The sequence below is a fragment of the Actinomyces sp. genome (genome assembly GCF_030524025.1).
Lineage (GTDB): Bacteria > Actinomycetota > Actinomycetes > Actinomycetales > Actinomycetaceae > Actinomyces.
Map to the genome: position 1 here is coordinate 1 of NZ_JAUNHI010000030.1, position 17,295 is coordinate 17,295.

At 73.2% G+C, this 17,295-nt stretch carries 12 protein-coding genes; 6 read left to right on the forward strand and 6 right to left on the reverse strand.

The genetic code is table 11. The features are described from left to right. Window positions 1–411: 411 nt before the first annotated feature. A complete protein-coding gene (locus Q4C85_RS09905; protein ID WP_303141698.1) occupies window positions 412–948 on the forward strand; it encodes a DoxX family protein in 537 nt (178 codons plus the stop codon). Window positions 949–1,068: 120 nt separating this feature from the next. Here the strand turns inward: Q4C85_RS09905 and Q4C85_RS09910 are convergent, their stop codons facing one another. The 4 genes from Q4C85_RS09910 to gatC form a co-directional block, all read right to left on the reverse strand. After that, window positions 1,069–2,457, reverse strand: a complete 1,389-nt coding sequence (locus tag Q4C85_RS09910; protein ID WP_303141699.1) for an NAD-dependent malic enzyme — start codon at window positions 2,455–2,457, stop codon at window positions 1,069–1,071. Between the two features lie 125 nt (window positions 2,458–2,582). After that, complete coding sequence (gatB, locus tag Q4C85_RS09915) at window positions 2,583–4,091, reverse strand: Asp-tRNA(Asn)/Glu-tRNA(Gln) amidotransferase subunit GatB (RefSeq protein ID WP_303141748.1); 1,509 nt, start codon at window positions 4,089–4,091, stop codon at window positions 2,583–2,585. Window positions 4,092–4,107: 16 nt separating this feature from the next. Then, entirely contained in the window at window positions 4,108–5,628 is a 1,521-nt protein-coding gene (gene gatA / locus Q4C85_RS09920) for an Asp-tRNA(Asn)/Glu-tRNA(Gln) amidotransferase subunit GatA (protein WP_303141700.1), read from the reverse strand. Next, window positions 5,625–5,930, reverse strand: a complete 306-nt coding sequence (gatC, locus tag Q4C85_RS09925) for an Asp-tRNA(Asn)/Glu-tRNA(Gln) amidotransferase subunit GatC (RefSeq protein ID WP_303141701.1) — start codon at window positions 5,928–5,930, stop codon at window positions 5,625–5,627. The genes gatA and gatC overlap by 4 nt, the downstream gene beginning before the upstream one ends. A gap of 447 nt (window positions 5,931–6,377) precedes the next feature. Here gatC and Q4C85_RS09930 point away from each other — a divergent pair, with 447 nt between their 5' ends. Next, window positions 6,378–8,228 (forward strand): L,D-transpeptidase, encoded by a 1,851-nt coding sequence (locus tag Q4C85_RS09930; RefSeq protein WP_303141702.1) that lies wholly within the window; start codon window positions 6,378–6,380, stop codon window positions 8,226–8,228. Here Q4C85_RS09930 and ligA read toward each other — a convergent pair. Then, window positions 8,222–10,687, reverse strand: a complete 2,466-nt coding sequence (ligA, locus tag Q4C85_RS09935; protein WP_303141703.1) for an NAD-dependent DNA ligase LigA — start codon at window positions 10,685–10,687, stop codon at window positions 8,222–8,224. The two genes, Q4C85_RS09930 and ligA, sit on opposite strands and share 7 nt — an antisense overlap. Window positions 10,688–10,820: 133 nt before the next feature. Here ligA and Q4C85_RS09940 point away from each other — a divergent pair, with 133 nt between their 5' ends. Together Q4C85_RS09940 and Q4C85_RS09945 are read left to right on the forward strand one after the other, a co-directional pair. After that, the gene (locus Q4C85_RS09940) at window positions 10,821–14,054 is read left to right on the forward strand and encodes an FtsK/SpoIIIE domain-containing protein (RefSeq protein WP_303141704.1); all 3,234 of its coding nucleotides are present in this window, start codon (window positions 10,821–10,823) and stop codon (window positions 14,052–14,054) included. 239 nt (window positions 14,055–14,293) lie between these two features. After that, complete coding sequence (locus Q4C85_RS09945) at window positions 14,294–14,542, forward strand: WhiB family transcriptional regulator (protein ID WP_067939003.1); 249 nt, start codon at window positions 14,294–14,296, stop codon at window positions 14,540–14,542. Between the two features lie 124 nt (window positions 14,543–14,666). Here Q4C85_RS09945 and Q4C85_RS09950 read toward each other — a convergent pair whose 3' ends face one another. Next, window positions 14,667–16,151 carry a sensor histidine kinase gene (locus tag Q4C85_RS09950; protein ID WP_303141709.1) on the reverse strand — a complete coding sequence of 495 codons (1,485 nt, stop codon included), beginning with the start codon at window positions 16,149–16,151 and terminating at the stop codon, window positions 14,667–14,669. Between the two features lie 39 nt (window positions 16,152–16,190). Between Q4C85_RS09950 and Q4C85_RS09955 the strand changes: the two genes are divergently transcribed. Further along, complete coding sequence (locus Q4C85_RS09955) at window positions 16,191–16,691, forward strand: DUF2505 domain-containing protein (protein WP_303141711.1); 501 nt, start codon at window positions 16,191–16,193, stop codon at window positions 16,689–16,691. Window positions 16,692–16,792: 101 nt separating this feature from the next. Then, a complete protein-coding gene (locus tag Q4C85_RS09960; protein ID WP_303141714.1) occupies window positions 16,793–17,254 on the forward strand; it encodes an OsmC family protein in 462 nt (153 codons plus the stop codon). Window positions 17,255–17,295 lie beyond the last annotated feature (41 nt).

The following is a 17,295-nucleotide window of genomic DNA, read 5'->3' on the forward strand; positions in this document are numbered from 1 at the left end:
CCAACATGGCATAAAAAACATGACACACTATCGAGTTCTCAAACAACACACCCAGCGAGCAAGCCTCCCAACCGGATCGATTGGGCGCCCTCTCGCGAGCAGCAAAGAAAAGCATAGGCGGATCCGCCGAACCCGTCAAGGTCGCATCGGATGGCCTCGATCACAGTTCGGTCACTCCGGCAGGCCGGGCCACCGACCCGTTGTCGAGCGAGCCACCGGCGGGGCCGCAGACCCACGGTACGCCGACCAGATCGACACGCCGGCCCGGCACATCACGGTGCGCACCGAGCACAGGGCGCACCTAGGTTCGACGGCAACGACGAGATGCGCTACCGTCGACCACGCTCTGTTGGTTCAACCATCAATTACTGGCGTCTCGGTTGTGAGGCGCCCGTCCCTGGAGGAGGAAGCATGACCCGCTCCACACAGGTCGCCACCGGCGACCAGATCATCACGAGCGCAGGCGCCCGACGAGTTCTCGCCGCCCTGCGCATCGTCGTCGGCCTGTATTTCTTGTGGGCCTTCGTTGACAAGACCTTCGGGCTACGCTTCACCACGCAGCCGGATGCCGCGTGGATCCGCGGCGGGACTCCCGCCCAGGGCTTCATCGAGTACGTCGCCTCGAGCAGCCCGGCCGCGGGGCTCTTCCAGGTCTTCGCCAACCCGCTCGGCGATGCCCTGTTCATGATCGGGCTGCTGGGCATCGGCACAGCCCTCGTCCTGGGGATCGGGATCAAGGTGGCCGCCCTCAGCGGCACGCTGCTCATGGCGATGATGTGGCTGGCCGCCTTCCCGCCCGACGGCGCCGGCGAGGCGACCAACCCACTGATCGACGACCACTGGATCATGGCTCTGGTCATGATCCTCGTCGCTCTGACCCGCGGCGGCGACACCTGGGGCCTGGGCCGCTGGTGGTCGACCAAGGTCGGGGACTCCTGGCTCCGTTGAGCCTGCCCTCGACAGAGTGAGGCCCGGCCCGGAAGTCTTCTTCCCGGGCCGGGCCTCGTGTCATGCCTGGGGCGCAGGACCGGGCGCCGCGCCTGAGCCCAGTGCGCGGCGACGCCCGGCTCAGGCGCTCTCGGCCAGTCGCCGCACGGCCGCGGCCACGGCGTCGGCCACCCTCGTGTCGAAGGCGTTGGGGATGATGTGGACGGGGCTCAGCTCACCGGAGTCGATGACGCCGGCGATGCCGGTGGCCGCGGCACGGAGGAGCTCGACGGAGATATCCGTGATCCCGGTGTCGAGCAGCCCGCGGAACAGCCCCGGGAAGGCCAGAACGTTGTTGATCTGGTTGGGGAAGTCGCTGCGTCCGGTGGCTACGACCGCCGCGTAGTCCGCCGCACCGATGGGGTCGACCTCCGGGGTCGGGTTGGCCATCGCGAAGACGATCGCGTCGGGGGCCATGGCCGCCAGGTCCGCCGGCTCGAGGAGGTTGCCACTGGACACGCCGATGAACACGTCGGCACCGTCGAGCCCGTCCTTGAGAGAGCCGGTGACACGACGGGGGTTGGTGTTCTCCGCCAGCCACTTGCGGTGGGCGTTCATCCCATCGGTGTGCTCGGCGCTGAGAGCCCCGTCGCGGCCGTAGCCGACGATGTCGGTGGCGCCGTGGGCCATGAGGAGCTTGGCGATCGCGCTGCCCGCGGCACCGACCCCCGACAGAACGATGCGCACGTCCTCGATGCGCTTGCCCACCACCTTGAGGGCGTTGATGAGCGCCGCGAGGGTGACGATCGCCGTGCCGTGCTGGTCGTCGTGGAACACCGGGATGTCGAGCTCCTCGCGCAGGCTGGCCTCGATGTCGAAGCACTTGGGCGCGGCGATGTCCTCCAGGTTGATCCCGCCGTAGGCAGGGGCGATGGCCTTGACGATCGCGATGATCTCCTCGGGGTCGGTGGTGTCCAGGGCCACCGGCCAGGCATCGACGCCGCCGAACTGCTTGAACAGCACCGCCTTGCCCTCCATGACGGGCATGGCCGCCGCGGGGCCGATGTCCCCCAGCCCGAGCACGGCCGTGCCGTCGGTGACCACCGCGACCGTGTTCTTCTTGATGGTCAGCTGCCGTGCGCGCTCGGGGTGGTCGTGGATGGCCTTGCAGACCCGGGCCACGCCCGGGGTGTAGACCCGCGCCAGGTCTCGACGGTTGTGGATCGGGGTGCGCGGGGCGATCTCCAGCTTTCCGCCGACATGGGCCAGGAAGGTGGAGTCCCCGACGTGACGCACCTTGATGCCCTCGATCTCCTCCAGCGCCTTGACCAGCGCGGCGCGGTGGGCAGAGTCGCGGGTGTCGGCGGTCAGGTCGACGATGAGGCGGTCGCCGTCGGCGTCCGCCACGTCAACACCGTTGACAATGGCCCCCACCACGGTCGCCGTGTCAACGAGGCGTGCCACGGACTTCTGGGAGGCCGGGACCTCCAGGCGCAGTGCGACGGTGTAACTGGGGCTGGGCTGGACCATGGGCGCGTTTCCTCCGTGAGCGGGCGGGCCGGGTCACGCCGGCCCAGGGATTCGGTGGTGGTCCGAGCCTATCCCCACCGGGTCGGCATCCTCCCGGTGCCCGCCCACTGAGACGCCGTCGGCGCTCAGGCGCCCACGCGCTCCATGACGAGCTCGCGCACCCGCCTGGCGTCGGCCTGCCCCTTGGTGGCCTTCATCACCGCCCCGACAATGGCCCCCGCGGCCTGCACCTTGCCGCCACGGATCTTGTCCGCGACGTCAGGGTTGGCGGCCAGCGCCTCGTCGACGGCGGCCAGCAGCGCCGAGTCGTCGGAGACGACCTCCAGGTCCCGGGCCCGGACGACTTCGGCCGGGTCGCCCTCGCCCTGGAGCACTCCCTCGAGCACTTGCCGGGCGAGCTTGTCGGTCAGCGCCCCGGAGTCGACCAGCCCCTGGAGCTCGGCGACCTGAGCCGGGGTGACCGGAAGGTCCTCGAGCGCGAGCTCGCGCTCCTTGGCGGTGCGCGCCAGCTCGCCCATCCACCACTTACGGGCCGCCTGACCGCTCGTGCCGGCCAGCGCCGTGGCCTCGATGAGGTCGAGCGCCCCGGCGTTGACGACGTCGCGCATCTCATCGTCGGCCAGGCCCCACTCGGCCTTGAGCCGACGACGCTTGGCCACCGGCATCTCGGGCAGTGCCGCACGGATCTGCTCGACCCACTCCCGGCTCGGGGCCAGGGGGACGAGATCCGGCTCGGGGAAGTAGCGGTAGTCGTCCGCGTCGGACTTGACCCGCCCCGGCCTCGTCGTGCCGTCGGCCTGCCCGTGCCGGGTCTCCTGGAGGACGCTGCCCCCGGCCGCCAGGACGGCCGCCTGCCGCTGAATCTCGTAGCGCACGGCCTGCTCGATCCCCCGGAAGGTGTTGACGTTCTTGGTCTCCGTGCGCGTGCCCAGCGGGGCGTCGGGCCCGGGGCGCAGGGAGACGTTGACATCGGCGCGCACATGACCGCGCTCCATGCGCGCCTCGGAGACCCCCAGGGCCCGGAAGATGTCGCGCAGCGCACGCACGTAGGCGGCGGCGACCTGCGGCGCCCGGGCGCCCGTGCCCTCGATGGGGCGGGTGACGATCTCGACCAGGGGGACGCCCGCCCGGTTGTAGTCCACCAGGGAGTAGCGCGCCCCCTCAATGCGGCCGTCGGCACCGCCGATGTGGGTGTTCTTCCCGGCGTCCTCCTCCATGTGGGCCCGCTCGATGGGCACGGTGACGATGGTGCCGTCGTCGAGCTCGACATCCAGCGCCCCATCGAAGGCGATCGGCTCGTCGGACTGGGAGGTCTGGAAGTTCTTGGACAGGTCGGGGTAGAAGTAGTTCTTGCGCGCGAAGCGGCAGGACTCGGCGATGTCGCAGCCCAGGGCCAGGCCGATCCGGATGGCGTACTCGACACCGGTGGCGTTGACCACAGGCAGTGCGCCCGGCAGCCCGACGCTGGTGGGCGTGACCATCTCGTTGGGGCCTGCGCCGAAGATGTTCGGCGCGGCGTCGAACATCTTCGTGGCCGTGCCCAGCTCGACGTGCACCTCCAGGCCCAGGACCGGGTCGAAACGGCGCACGGCCTCCTCGTAGTCCATCAGCTCCACCGCACCGGTGGCGGCCATTGCGGTACCGGTCATCTCAGTTCACCTCCAGCTCGGGGGCGCGGGCAAGCAGGTGCCCGCCCCAGCGCTCCTCCAGTTGCGCCTCCAGGACCGCGCCGAGGCGGTAGAGGCGGTCGTCGGCACGCTGCGGCGCCAGGACCTGGAAGCCGACGGGCAGGCCGTCCTCGCTCAGGCCCGAGGGCAGGCTCATCCCGGGCACCCCGGCCAAGTTGGCCGGGATGGTCGTGACGTCCAGGGCGTACATCGCCAGCGGGTCGTCCTTGTCCCCGAAGCGGTAGGCGGTCACCGGGGCGGTGGGCGAGACGAGCACATCGACCCGCTGCCAGGCGGCGGCGAAGTCGCGCTGGATAAGCGTGCGCACCTTCTGCGCCGCGCCGTAGTAGGCGTCGTAGTAACCGGCGCTCAGGACGTGCGTGCCCAGGATGATCCGGCGCTTGACCTCGTCACCGAAGCCCGCGCCACGGGTCGCCGCCATGACGGTCTCGGCCGTGACGGGGCCGGAGGAGGGCTCGACCCGCAGGCCGTAGCGCATGCCGTCGTAGCGGGCGAGGTTCGAGGAGGCCTCGGCGGGCATGATGAGGTAGTAGGCGTCCAGCGCGTACTCCAGGTGCGGCAGGGAGACCGTCTCCACGCTCGCACCGGCGGCCTCGAGCAGGGCCAGGGCGGCGTGGAAGGAGGAGACCACCCCCGGCTGGTAGCCCTCACCGCCGTCCAGCTCGGCGATGACCCCCACCCGCAGCCCGGTCAGGTCTCCCCCGGCCTGGGCGGCTCGGACGACCTCGGCCATGCCCCGCGGCGCATCGGCCAGCGAGGTCGAGTCACGCGGGTCGTGGGAGGCGATGACGTCGTGGAGCAGGGCGGTGTCGAGCACCGTTCGGGCCATCGGTCCGGGGGTGTCGAGGGAGGAGGCCATGGCGATGACCCCGAAGCGCGAGACGGTGCCGTAGGTCGGCTTGACGCCGACGGTGCCGGTGACCGCTGCCGGCTGCCGGATCGATCCTCCGGTGTCGGTGCCCACCGCCAGCGGCGCCTCGAAGGCGCCGACGGCCGCCGCCGACCCTCCCGAGGAGCCCCCCGGGATGCGTCCCAGGTCCCACGGGTTGCAGGTCCGACCGAAGGCCGAGTGCTCGGTCGAGCCGCCCATGGCGAACTCATCGAGGTTCGTCTTGCCCAGGATCGGCAGGTGGGCACGGCGCAAGTTGGTCACCAGGGTCGCGTCGTAGGGCGGCACCCAGCCCTCGAGGATCTTCGAGGCGGCGGTGGTCACCTGGCCGCGCGTGACGACGATGTCCTTGACGGCCACCGGCACCCCGGCCAGCTCGTGGGTGAGCGTTCCCTCGGCGCGCGCGGCGTCGGCCGCATCGGCCGAGGCCAGGGCCTTGTCCGCATCGACGTCGAGGAAGGCGCCCACTGCCCCGTCCACGGCGCTGATGCGCTCGAGGTGGGCGGCGGTCAGCTCACGGGAGGACACGTCCCCCGCGGCCAGGGCCGCGGCCTGCTCGGCCGCGGTGCTCCTGAGAAGGGCGTCGGTGCTCATGAGGCGGCGTCCTCCCCGAGGATCTGGGGAACGAGGAACATCGAGTCCTGCGCCGCCGGGGCCCCGGCGAGCAGCTCGTCGACGTCGAGGGTCGCGGCGGGCTCGTCCGAGCGCAGGACGTTGGTCAGGGGAACCGGGTGGGAGGTGGCCGGCAGGTCGGGGGTGACAACGCTGGTGACGCGGGCGAAGGCGGAGGCGACGGCGTCCAGCTCACCCGCCAGGCGCGTCACCTCCTCCGGGCTCAGCGCCACGCGCGCCAGGGCGGCGACCCGGGCGACCTCGTCGGAGGAGATGGCAGTCATGGGAGGGAGTCTAGATGATCCCGCCCGCACCTCCCGGTCCCCCTGCGGCCACCGGCCTCCTGGACGACGGCTACCCGGTCCCGGCCCTCGGCAGCGGCCGGTGACCAGGGTGACCGCAGACGGTCGCAAGCCGGCTCCCCTGGTCACGAAGCGGTCTCGACCGCCTCGGCACCCCGGAGGCAACGGCGTCATACCAAGGGTCATGCCCGACCTCACAGGCACGCCGAAGCGCACACCGTTGACATTGACCACGGCTGAGGATGTCATGGTCACCAGCGGATTCCACGGCTGGAGTGGACTCCTCGAGCAGGGAGGGCTTTGCGGCCCTCCCGGGACAAGGGCCCCATGCGTATCGAATACCATCCCTCTGGAACGGGACGCACGGATGTCGACGACACGGCGTCCGACGCGACGCCGACCAGCTCGGACAGGCCCGCGCCGGTCATCGTGACCAGTCCGTACGGACAGGTCACCGGGACCGAGCGCACCTCCTCGCGGCCGCACGCGACCCCGGCAAGCGCTGAGGACGCTGCGGAGCAGAGCGACGACGAGGCGGTCGAGGCCGGCGCCGCCGCCGCGGCCCGCTCACCGAAGGACGCCGACGACCCCACCGACACGGACCACGTGGACGAGGCCGTCACCCCGATGACGGCGCAGGCCACGGACCTGGCCCCCGATCCCGCCGCGGACGGCGCGGCGGACGGGTCGACGCTGGCCACCGCCGTGCCGCTTGTCCGCGAGCCCGTCTCGGCCTCCACCCCGCAGGAGGCCGCGGAGTCGGTGCCCACCGCCCTCGGGGCGGGGGCGGCCGGGATCCGGGACAACACCCCGGTCACCGCCGCGGCAGGTGCTTCAGGCGCTGAGGCCCCGCGCAGGCGTCGGCGCTGGCCCGTCATGGTCGGGGCTGCCGTCCTCCTGCTGCTGGGCGTCGTCGGGGCGGGCGGCTACGCCTACGCCCAGCATTACGCCGAGGTGGCCGTCCCCGGCTCGCATGTCGCGGGCATCGATGTCTCCGGGATGAGCCGGGAGGAGATCGTGGCGGTCGTGCAGGACCGAGCCGATGAGGCCACGGTGACGATCTCCGGCGACGCCAGCACCGCCGCCTCGCTGCCCGACCTGGGGGTCAGCGTCGACGCCGAGGCGACCGCCGACGCCGTCCTGGCCGAGGGACACAGCGTGATCGACCGTTTCACGGCGCTCCTGGGGCGCACCGACACCCCGGTGACGGTCAGCTCCGATTCCTCGACGGCGCAGGAGTACGCCACCGCCCTCGTCCCGGGCGACGTGGCCAAGGCGACCAACGCCACCGTCGTGCTCAACACAGAGGGCACGGGCTTCGAGATCACCCCTGCCTCCTCGGGCACCTCTCTGGACTCCTCGTCCCTCGAGGCGGCCGCGGCTCAGGCGGCCTCCTCGCTGTCCGACGCACAGGTCGAGGTCTCCCTCGAGTCCAGCCCCCCGGCCGTCTCGGACGAGCAGGCCCAGTCGGTGGCGGACACCGCCAACGCCTGGGTCGCCCAGGACGTGACGATCGCGGCCGCGGAGGACTCGACCACCTACACGGCCGACGCGGCCACCAAAGCCAGCTGGGTGACCGTGACCACTGAGGTCGACACCCTGCCGGTCGTCTCCCTCGACACCGACAAGGTCGCCCAGTGGGTGGCCGCCCAGGTCGAGGAGGTGACCGTCGAGCCGGTCACCGGAGTGCGCAACGTCAACTCCCAGGGCTCCGTCGTCGAGACGAGCGTCGAGGCCGTGGCGGGGAAGTCGGTGACCAATGCCGACGCCATCGTGCAGGCGATCACCGAGGCGGTCTCCTCCGAGACCTCTTACGAGGGCGTCTTCGAGGTCAGCACCTCCGAGGAGACGTGGGAGGAGAAGGTCATCGCCGACGGCGCGGAGAACCTGGTCTACCAGGCCGCGCCCCGGGAGAGGTGGATCGACATCAACCTGTCCACCAAGACCGTCACCGCCTACGAGGGGGCGACGGTGGTGCGCGGCCCGGTCAGCATTGTCGACGGCGACGCGCAGACGCCGACGGTCACGGGGACCTACAAGGTCTACCTCCAGCGCGAGACCCAGACGATGGAGGGGGACAACGCCGACGGGACGCGCTACCGCACCGAGAACGTCCCGTGGATCTCCTACTTCTACGAGGGCTACGCGCTGCACGGCGCCCCGTGGCGCTCGAACTTCGGGTACTCGGGGTCGCACGGCTGCATCAACATGCCGGTTGAGGAGGCCCAGTGGATCTACTCGTGGGCCGAGGTCGGCACGACGGTGGTCAGCCACTACTGACCGGTCAGTCCCTGGGGCCCTGAGGCCAGGAGCCGCTCGAAGCCCGCCTCGTCGAGGATCGTCAGGCCCAGCTCGCGGGCCTTGGTCTCCTTGGAGCCGGCGTTGGCGCCGGCGACGACGTAGCTCGTGCGCGCCGAGACCGATCCCGCCGCCCGCCCGCCGCGCGCGACGATCGCCTCCTTGGCGCTGTCCCGGGTGAATCCCTCCAGGGTGCCGGTCACGACAACGGTCAGGCCCTCGAGGGTGCGCTCGGGCTGGTCGGGCCCGGTCTGATCGTCGGCGCTGCGCACCCCCGCGGCGGCCCAGCGCTCGAGGATCTCGACGTGCCAGTCCTCCTCGAGCCACTGCCTCCAGGCGGCGGCGATCGTCGGGCCGACGCCCTCGACCTCGCTGAGCTCTTCCAGGCTCGCGGCTCGCAGGGCCTCCAGGGAGCCGAAGCGCGCCGCCAGGGCCCGGGCGGCCGTCGGCCCGACGTGGCGCACGGACAGGGCGACGAGAATCCGCCACAGCGGCCGGTCCTTGGCCGCCTCGAGCTGGGCGAGCACGCCCGCGGCGTTCTTCCCCGGGGCGGTGGCCTTCTTGACCGAGCCCTGGGCGTCGTAGGTCTGCTTGGACCAGAAGAAGCGCGTGAGCCGCCAGTCCCCCGTCGGCTCGCCCCGGCGCCTGACCGGCTGGTAGACGGCGACGTCGCGCAGGTCCTCGACCCGCAGGTCGAACAGTGCCGCCTCCCCGGTGAGCACCGGCTCCTGGGCGCCCACGCCGGACGCGGCGGCCAGGCGCCGGGCGGCGTCGAGGCGGTCGGCGGGGGCCAGCGCCCCGAGCTCGGCCTCGGGGATCCTCAGGCGGGCGCGCTCGGTCTCCAGGCTCCTGCCCGCGGCCAGGGCCGCGAGCGCCTCCTCCCGACCGGCGTCGGGTTGGGTGAGGGCCGCCGCCGCCTCATCGCCCAGGCCCTCGATGTCGAGGGCCCCGCGCGAGCCGATGTGGGCGATGCGCTCGGTCACCTGGGCGGGGCAGGACCGGGTGTTGGGGCAGCGCAGGTCGACGTCGCCCTCCTTGGCCGGTGCCAGGTCGTGACCGCAGGAGGGGCAGGTGGATGGCATGACGAAGTCCCTCTCGGTGCCGTCCCGGGCGTCGGCCACCGGCCCGACGATCTCGGGGATGACGTCGCCCGCCTTGCGCAGGACGACGAGGTCGCCGATGCGCACGCCCTTGCGGGCGACCTCGGTGGCGTTGTGCAGGGTGGCCCGGGACACGCGAGAGCCCGCCACGAGGACCGGCTCCATGATGCCGAAGGGGGTGACCCGACCGGTGCGGCCCACCTGGACGTCGATGTCGAGCAGGCGGGTGTGGACCTCTTCGGGCGGGTACTTGTAGGCGGCAGCCCAGCGGGGCACCCGGGAGGTGTGGCCCATCTCGGCCTGGAGGGTGCGGGAGTCGATCTTGAAGACGATCCCGTCGATCTCGTGGAGGAGGTCGTGGCGGTGCTCGGCGTAGCGGGCGATGTAGGCCTCGCGCTCGGGGCGGCCCCGCACGACCGCGGTGTACGGGGACACCGGCAGCCCCCACCCGCTGAGCAGCTCGTACCACTCGTGCTGGGCCTCGGGCAGGGTCTCCCCCGCCGCCGGGGTGAAGGCCCCGATCCCGTGCGCCACGAGGGCCAGGGGGCGGGCGGCGGTGACGGCCGGGTTCTTCTGCCGCAAGGATCCGGCCGCGGCGTTGCGCGGGTTGGCGAAGACCTGGAGGGGTGGGAGCCCCTCGCGCTCCCGCTCGAGGTTGGCGCTGCGCCGGGTGTCGTTGAACTCGGCGAAGTCGGCCACGGGGAAGTAGACCTCTCCGCGCACCTCGAGCAGGGCGGGGTGGCTGTATCCTGCCAGGACCAGCGGCACGTTGCCGATGGCGCGGACGTTGCCGGTCACGTCCTCGCCCACGGTGCCGTCGCCCCGGGTGGCCGCGCGGGTGAGGACCCCGTTGGTGTAGGTCAGCGCGACCGCCAGGCCGTCGACCTTGACCTCGGCGGTCATGGCCAGGTCCTCGTCGGCCGTGCCGGTCCGGGCGACCATGCGCCGGGCCCAGTCCTCGACCTCCTCAAGGCTGAAGACGTCCTGGAGGGAGTACATGCGCTCGTGGTGGGCGGCCGGGGCGAAGTCGGTGGTGGCCCGCCCGCCCACGCTGCGTGTGGGTGAGGTGTCGAGGGACAGCGCCGGGTGTGTGGCCTCGAGGTCCTCGAGCTCGCGGAACAGGGTGTCGTACTCGGCGTCGGAGTACGGGCTCTGGGCGTCCAGGGCGTCGTAGTAGGCGTCCCGGGCACGCTCGATGAGGCGGACGAGCTCGGCCCAGCGGGCACGGGCCGGTGCGGGCACGGCACTCAGCCCGGCTGGGGCGGGCACGGCGCCGCCATCAGTTGGGGCGGGCACGGCGCCGGGATCGGCGGGGCTGCCCGCCGTCGGGGTGTCGGTCATGCGCACATCCTGTCCTATGACAGTGCCCGGAGCGGCGAGGCAGGTGCTCCACAGGCACGGTTCGTGCAGGGGTGCCCCCGGGCTGTCCACAGATGCACGGCGGGGCACCGCCCCGGGGGACGAGGCTGGGGACATGACCACCGCGACCTCAGCGAGCTGCGCGACCGACCCCGGCCCGGCCACAACGGCGCCCGTCCCGGCGGCGCTGGCCGCCAGGGGCGCCTTGGCGCGGCCCTGGCACCTGGCGATCCTTGACGGACCCGACGCCGGGCTCGTCGTGCCCCTGCCCGTCCACGGGGCGGTCGGACGCGATGAGGTGCTGACCGACCCCTATGTCTCCCGCCGACACCTGGAGGTCGACTGTCTGCCCGACGCCGTCCGTGTGCGCGACCCCGGTTCGACCAACGGCACCCGGGTACGTGTCCAGGGCCTGTGGCTGCGCCTGCGTCGTGGCATGGAGCTCCAGGCCGGGGCGAGGCTGCGCATCGGCAGGACCACGGTCGAGCTGAGGAGCCGTCCCTCGTCCTTGGCGGTCCCGGAGCCGCCCTCGCCCGCCCAGGGGCGGCGGGCCCTTCTCCTGCCGGTGCTCATGGTCGTGGTCATCGGTGTGCTCATCGCCGTGACGATGACGACCCGCAGTCGAGGCGCCGCCAGCGCGTTGCTCATCGCACCGATGCTGCTCATGGCGCTCAGCCGGGTCCTGCCCGCCCTGTCGGGTCGCGGCCGACGGCGCAGCGGGCGCCGTGCCGGATGGGCCGGCCGGCTGCACCGTGCGCCGGATCCGGCCACCATGCTGCTGGCGGTGGCCGTGGGCGCCGACAGCGCGGCACCCGCCCGCCCCGACGAGGCACTGCGGGCGTGGACCGGTCGGAGGAGCCGGCGCCGCGTCCTGCCCCTGGCGGCGGGCGACCGCGTGGCACTGACCGGACCGGGCGCCCCCGAGGCCGTGCGCTGGTGGACCGCCCAGGTGATCGCGCGCGGAGCGGCCCGGGTCCGCCTGTCAGCGACCGGGACCGAGATCGCCTGGGGCGAGGAGCCCCGGATCGGGCGAGCCGAGCTCATCGCGGCGCGGGAGGGGCGGGCGCCGGCCAGCGCCCGCACCGTCCTGCCCGCCGGACCGGGCGCCCCGCCGACAAGCGCCCGCTGGTGGTCGGCACTGCTGGCCTGCGCCGGGCTGGCGGGGCCCGAGGGGGTGTCCGGCGCCGCGGCTGATGGCCTGCCCCGGCGGGTGGTCCTGGAGGAGGTGACCGGCGAGCTCGACCGCGACACGGTGCGTCGGCGGTGGCGGTCCGCGGGAGACGGCCTGCCGGCCGTGCTCGGCGTGGGCCCGGGCGGGGCGTGCACGGTCGACCTCGTGGCCGATGGGCCCCACGCGCTCATGGCCGGCACGACGGGCTCGGGCAAGTCCGAGCTGCTCACCTCCTGGCTGCTCCAGCTGGCCGCCGCATTCCCCCCATGGCGCCTCAGCCTCGTGCTGGTCGACTACAAGGGCGGAGCCGCCTTCGGCCCGCTGGCGGACCTGCCCCACACTGCGGGGGTGCTCACCGACCTCGAGCCGGCCGCCACCCAGCGGGCCCTGTCGTCCTTGGGCGCCGAGACCCGGCGCCGCGAGCGCCTTCTGGCCGAGCACGGCGCCAAGGACGTCGGCGAGCTCGCGCCTCAGCACGCCCCGGCCCGGCTCGTCGTGGTCGTCGACGAGTTCGCCACCCTCGCCTCGGAGCACCCCGATGTCCTCGACGCCCTCGTGCGCGTGGCAGCCCAGGGCAGGAGCCTGGGGATCCACCTCGTCCTGGCCACCCAGCGCCCCAGCGGCGCGGTGTCGCCGGCCATCCGGGCCAACACGACGGTCCGGGTGTGTCTGCGGGTGCTCGATCCGGCCGACTCCCGGGACGTGTTGGGGCACGACGGGGCGGCGCGGCTGGGCAAGGCGCCCGGGCGGGTGCTGGTGGCGGGGGCCGCGGGCACCGACTCCGGCAGCGCGCTCCAGGCGCCGTGGTGCGGCACAAGCGCCCAGCTCGCGGGGCTCGTCCGGGAGATCACCCAGGCCGCCCGCGGCGGCCGCTCCCCGTGGCGCCCCTGGGCGCCGGAGCTGCCCCCCGCGGCGACCCGCGCCCAGGGGCAGGCCCTCGTGCCCGCCGACCGCGACCCCGCCCCGGGGGTCCTGCTGGCGCTGACCGACCTTCCCGAGCTCCAGCGCCTGGGGACCTGGCGCTGGAGCTCCCGCGAGCCCCTGCTCGTCCTGGGCTCGCCGGCCTCGGGGCGCACGACCACGGCGCTGAGCGCGGCGCACGGTGCGCTGCGCGCCGGCACCGGGGTCCACCTGTGCCTGCTCAGGGAGCCGCAGGGCGCCCTGGCCGCGGGCAGCCACGGAGTCGGGACGGTGGTCGGGCCGCACGATCCTCGGCGCCTGGCGCGGCTGTGGTCGCTGGCCGCCACGGGGGCGCTGGCCGGGTCGCTGGTCGTCATCGACGACGTCGAAGCAATGACCTCGGCGGTGGACGAGGCCCTGGGACCCGGTGAGGGCACGGCGCTGCTCGACGCGCTGACCCGCACGGCCAGATCCACGGGCACCGGCCTACTGGTCACTGCTCCCCTGGCGGCTGCGAGCGCACGGTGGTGCGCCCCGATGCGGCTTCGCCTCATCCAGGGCGCCTACCAGTCGGCCCAGGCCACGGTGGCGGGGCTTCCGCGCGCGGTCCTCACCGGCCGGCTCCCCGGCAGGGCGGTCCTGCTCGACGGGGCCGAGACCACGGCCTGCCAGGTCCTCCTGCCCGACCCCGATGACCGTGGCGCGCCGGGTCCGTGCCCCCTGCGGCTCGAGCCCCTGCCTCCGCTCGTCCCGCCCCTGCCCGGGGTCTGGGCGGTGGGCGGCGACGGGGCGCTGCCCCAGGAGCCGCCGGCCGGCCCGGTCCTCGTCGTCGGCCCGCCGGGATCGGGCCGGAGCACCGCGCTGCGGGCCCTGCGCCGGGTCCTGGCCGAGGACGGCGCCGACCCGCTGGTCGTCGATGACCTGGACCGCGCCGGGCCCCAGGAGCAGGCCCGGGTCGAGTCCGAGCTGGCCCGGGACCGCGTCGTCCTGGCCTCGGCCACCACCGACCGGGTCGCGGGCACCTTCCGCGGGGCCCTGGCGGGCATGCGTGAGCGCGGGGCGATCCTCCTGCTGTGGCCGGGCATGGGCCCGGCGGCGCAGGTCGCGGGCTTTCCGGTGCGCGCCACCGTCGACCCCAGGGCTCCCACCCGCCCCGGGCACGGGGTGATCATCGAGCGCGGTCGCACCGTCATCGTCCAGGTGGCCCATGACCCGGCCCCCGGGGCCGGCCATGATCCCACCGCGGCCTCGACCCATGCCCCCGCCGGAGCCACGTGAGCCACCGGAGGCCTCCTGCCTCCGGTCGCCCCCTCCGACCAGCGCAAAGACCGGGACGGCGCGCTGTGAGTATTACGACACGTCGCCCGGCGCAGGTCTCATCCTCGGGGTCTTGCCCCACCCCCGGGGGCGTGTGAAGGTTGGGCCCGGAAGTGGTCCCGCACTGCTGCCTAATCCCGATTTCGGGCGAGGGCGGGCAGCGCGTGCCCACAGGTCACGTCGAACCGAAGGGAGCCGTCATGGACTGGCGCAGTCAGGCTGCTTGTCTCACCGTCGACCCGGAGCTCTTCTTCCCCGTCGGCAACACCGGCCCCGCCATTGCGCAGATCGCCGAGGCCAAGGAGGTGTGCGCGCGTTGCGACGTCGTCGACACCTGCCTGAAGTGGGCGCTGGAGAACGGCCAGGACGCCGGCGTGTGGGGAGGCATGAGCGAGGACGAGCGCCGTTCGCTCAAGCGCCGTGCCGCGCGGGCGCGCCGTTCGTCCTGACGGTTCCGCCCACCAATACTCGCACAGGCGGGCTCACGCCCGCCGATCGCTCGGCGGGCGTCGTCATACCCGGGATACCCGGGATACCCGGGCCGCACCCGGGAGGCGCTCGGTTCGTGCAGGGTCAGCGCGGGCAGCTCGCCTTGAGCGTGGCACGCAGGACGACGTCGGTGCCCCGGCCCCGGCGCCCGTGGATGTCGCGCACCGGCAGCCAGTCGATGGAGCCGCGCAGCTCTCCTTGAACCAGGGTGCTCACGATCCGCGTTCCCAGCCCGGTCAGCACCGTTCCGGGCTCCAGGCCCACGCCGTCGTCGATGACGTGCACCGTCAGGTCGTCCCCGTCGCGGCGGGCGGTCACGGTCACGGTGCCGTCGCGTCCCTCGAGCCCGTGCTCGACGGCGTTGGTGACCAGCTCGGCCAGGACGGTGGCCAGCGCCTGGGCCGCGTCGGCGTCGACGATCCCGAAGCGCCCCTCGATCCGGGTGTTGACCGAGCCCCCGGCGGTGGCCACGGCGGCGGCGCCGCGCAGGACCGAGACGAAGACCTCGTCGAAGTCGACGGTCTCGTCGACGTTCTGGCTCAGGGCGGCGTGGACGGTGGCGATGGTCGCCACCCGGCGCTCGGCCTCGGCCAGCGCCTCCCGGGTCTCGTCGTTGGTGGCGCGACGCGCCTGCATGCGCAGCAGGGCCGAGACGGTCTGGAGGTTGTTCTTGACGCGGTGGTGGATCTCGCGGATCGTCGCGTCCTTGTTCATGAGCACCTGCTCGCGGCGGCGCAGCTCGGAGACGTCGCGGACCATGAGCAGGGCGCCGGCGCGCTGACCGTCGTCGGTCAGCGGGATGCAGCGCACGGACAGGTAGACCCCGCGGATCTCGAGCTCGGTGAGCCACGCCTGACGGCCCATGAGCACCACCGCCATGGTCTCGTCGACCGGGGTGCGCTCCGGGATGATCCGCGTGACGGCCTCCGCCAGGTGACCGCCCTCGATGTCGCCGGGCAGCCCCAGGCGGTGGAAGCACGAGCTCGCATTGGGTGAGGCGTAGGTGACCACCCCCTCGTTGTCGAGGCGCAGCACGCCGTCGGCCACGCGCGGCGTGCCATGGCGCAGGCCGGTGGCGGCTCCCCGGATCGGGAAGGCGCCCTGGGCGATCATGTGGCAGATGGCGTCGGCCAGGTCCTCCTGCGGCCGGTCGACGAGCCTGCCGCCGCGCATGACCCCGACGGCGGTCTCCCTGGTCATGACCGCGATGACCCGGGAGCCGCGCATGACCGGAACGTACTCCTCGCGCACGGCCGTCGTCCCGGTCCACTCGGGGTCGGAGGCCACGACGACCTGCTTGTTGGCCAGGGCCTCCAGGGCCATCGCCTCGCGCGCCGCGGGCATGCGCCGACCGATGACGTCCTCGGGGTGGACGGTGGCCCCCGTCGCGGGGCGGCAGTGGGCCGTGGCGACGAAACGGTTGGTGTCGGTGCGCGCCCACAAGACGAGGTCGGAGACGGACAGGTCGGCAATGACCTGCCAGTCGGCCACGAGCTGGTGGAGCCAGTCGACGTCAGCGGCCTGGAGGTCGACCAGTCCGCGCTCGGAGGAGGCCAGGAGGTTGCGCACGTGCAGATGCTACCGGCGAGACGTGGCAGGATCGCCCGCATGAAGAAGAACATGACACTGACCTACCCCGCCGACCCATCCCGCGTCAGCGAGATGCTCGCGGATCCCGACTATCAGCGCCTGCGTGCCGAGCGCCTGCGCCTGTCCGACGCCCAGGTCGACGTCGCCGCACGAGGGCGCGGCTTCGTGGCGACCGTCGCCGGCTCGGTGCCCGCATCGGCCCTGCCCCAGGCGGCCCAGAAGTTCATCCGCTCGGCGGTCTCCTTCTCCCTGGCCGAGTCCTGGGGCGAGCCGGCCGAGGACGGCTCGCGCACCGGCGGGGTCGAGGTCTCGGTCAAGGGAGCCCCGGTGCGCGTCGGGGCAACCAGCGCGATGCGCCCCGCCGCCGACGGCGCCTCGACGACCGTCGACCTCGAGGTGGACCTGTCGGTGTCGGTCCCGCTCGTGGGCCGCAGCATCGAGGAGCGCGCGATGGGGCTGACCGACCGGGCCGTGGCCGACGAGGAGGCGCGCGCCGCCCAGTGGCTGTCCACCCACTGACCGGGCGGACCGTCGACGGCGTCCAGGATCACGTCGCCGCCGCGCGCCGGAGCGCGCGTGGGGTGTGGTCCTGGGCGCCGTCGCCATGACACGATCGACCCATGAGCGAGCACGACGGCACCGAGGCGCTGGACGACCTCATCATCCCCACCGAGTCCAACTCCGTGTGGGCCGAGCGCACGGGCACGCGCCAGTACCTGGCCCACAACGCCCGCGGCGCCGAGGTGCGGGTGGGCATGGGGCCCGGCGAGTTCTCCCCGGGCGACCTGCTCAAGGTGGCGCTGGCCACCTGCTCGAGCCTGTCGGCCGACCACCGCCTGGTCAAGGCGCTGGGCGAGGAGGCCCGGGTCGTCGTCGTGTGCGCCACGGACAAGCACCCCACCGAGGACCGCTACACCGACTTCGACGTCCAGTTCCTGGCGGACTTCTCCGCGCTGAGCCCCGATCAGCTCGCGACCCTCACTCACCGCGTGGCCGGCGCCATCGACCGCGGGTGCACGGTGGGCCACACCCTCGACAAGGGGGCGGCCGCCCGCCTGCACCTGCTCGAGGAGGACGACTGACCGGCCCCACCGCAACCGCACCGTCCCCCGCGCCGTCGGAG

Excerpts from the sequence above, each read along its gene's own strand:
- Q4C85_RS09910 (WP_303141699.1), bottom strand. The coding sequence starts at position 2,457 with ATGGTCCAGCCCAGCCCCAGTTACACCGTCGCACTGCGCCTGGAGGTC.
- Q4C85_RS09960 (WP_303141714.1), top strand. The coding sequence starts at position 16,793 with ATGAGCGAGCACGACGGCACCGAGGCGCTGGACGACCTCATCATCCCC.
- ligA (WP_303141703.1), bottom strand. The coding sequence starts at position 10,687 with ATGACCGACACCCCGACGGCGGGCAGCCCCGCCGATCCCGGCGCCGTG.
- gatB (WP_303141748.1), bottom strand. The coding sequence starts at position 4,091 with ATGGCCGCCACCGGTGCGGTGGAGCTGATGGACTACGAGGAGGCCGTG.
- Q4C85_RS09940 (WP_303141704.1), top strand. The coding sequence starts at position 10,821 with ATGACCACCGCGACCTCAGCGAGCTGCGCGACCGACCCCGGCCCGGCC.
- Q4C85_RS09905 (WP_303141698.1), top strand. The coding sequence starts at position 412 with ATGACCCGCTCCACACAGGTCGCCACCGGCGACCAGATCATCACGAGC.
- Q4C85_RS09945 (WP_067939003.1), top strand. The coding sequence starts at position 14,294 with ATGGACTGGCGCAGTCAGGCTGCTTGTCTCACCGTCGACCCGGAGCTC.
- gatC (WP_303141701.1), bottom strand. The coding sequence starts at position 5,930 with ATGACTGCCATCTCCTCCGACGAGGTCGCCCGGGTCGCCGCCCTGGCG.
- Q4C85_RS09955 (WP_303141711.1), top strand. The coding sequence starts at position 16,191 with ATGAAGAAGAACATGACACTGACCTACCCCGCCGACCCATCCCGCGTC.
- gatA (WP_303141700.1), bottom strand. The coding sequence starts at position 5,628 with ATGAGCACCGACGCCCTTCTCAGGAGCACCGCGGCCGAGCAGGCCGCG.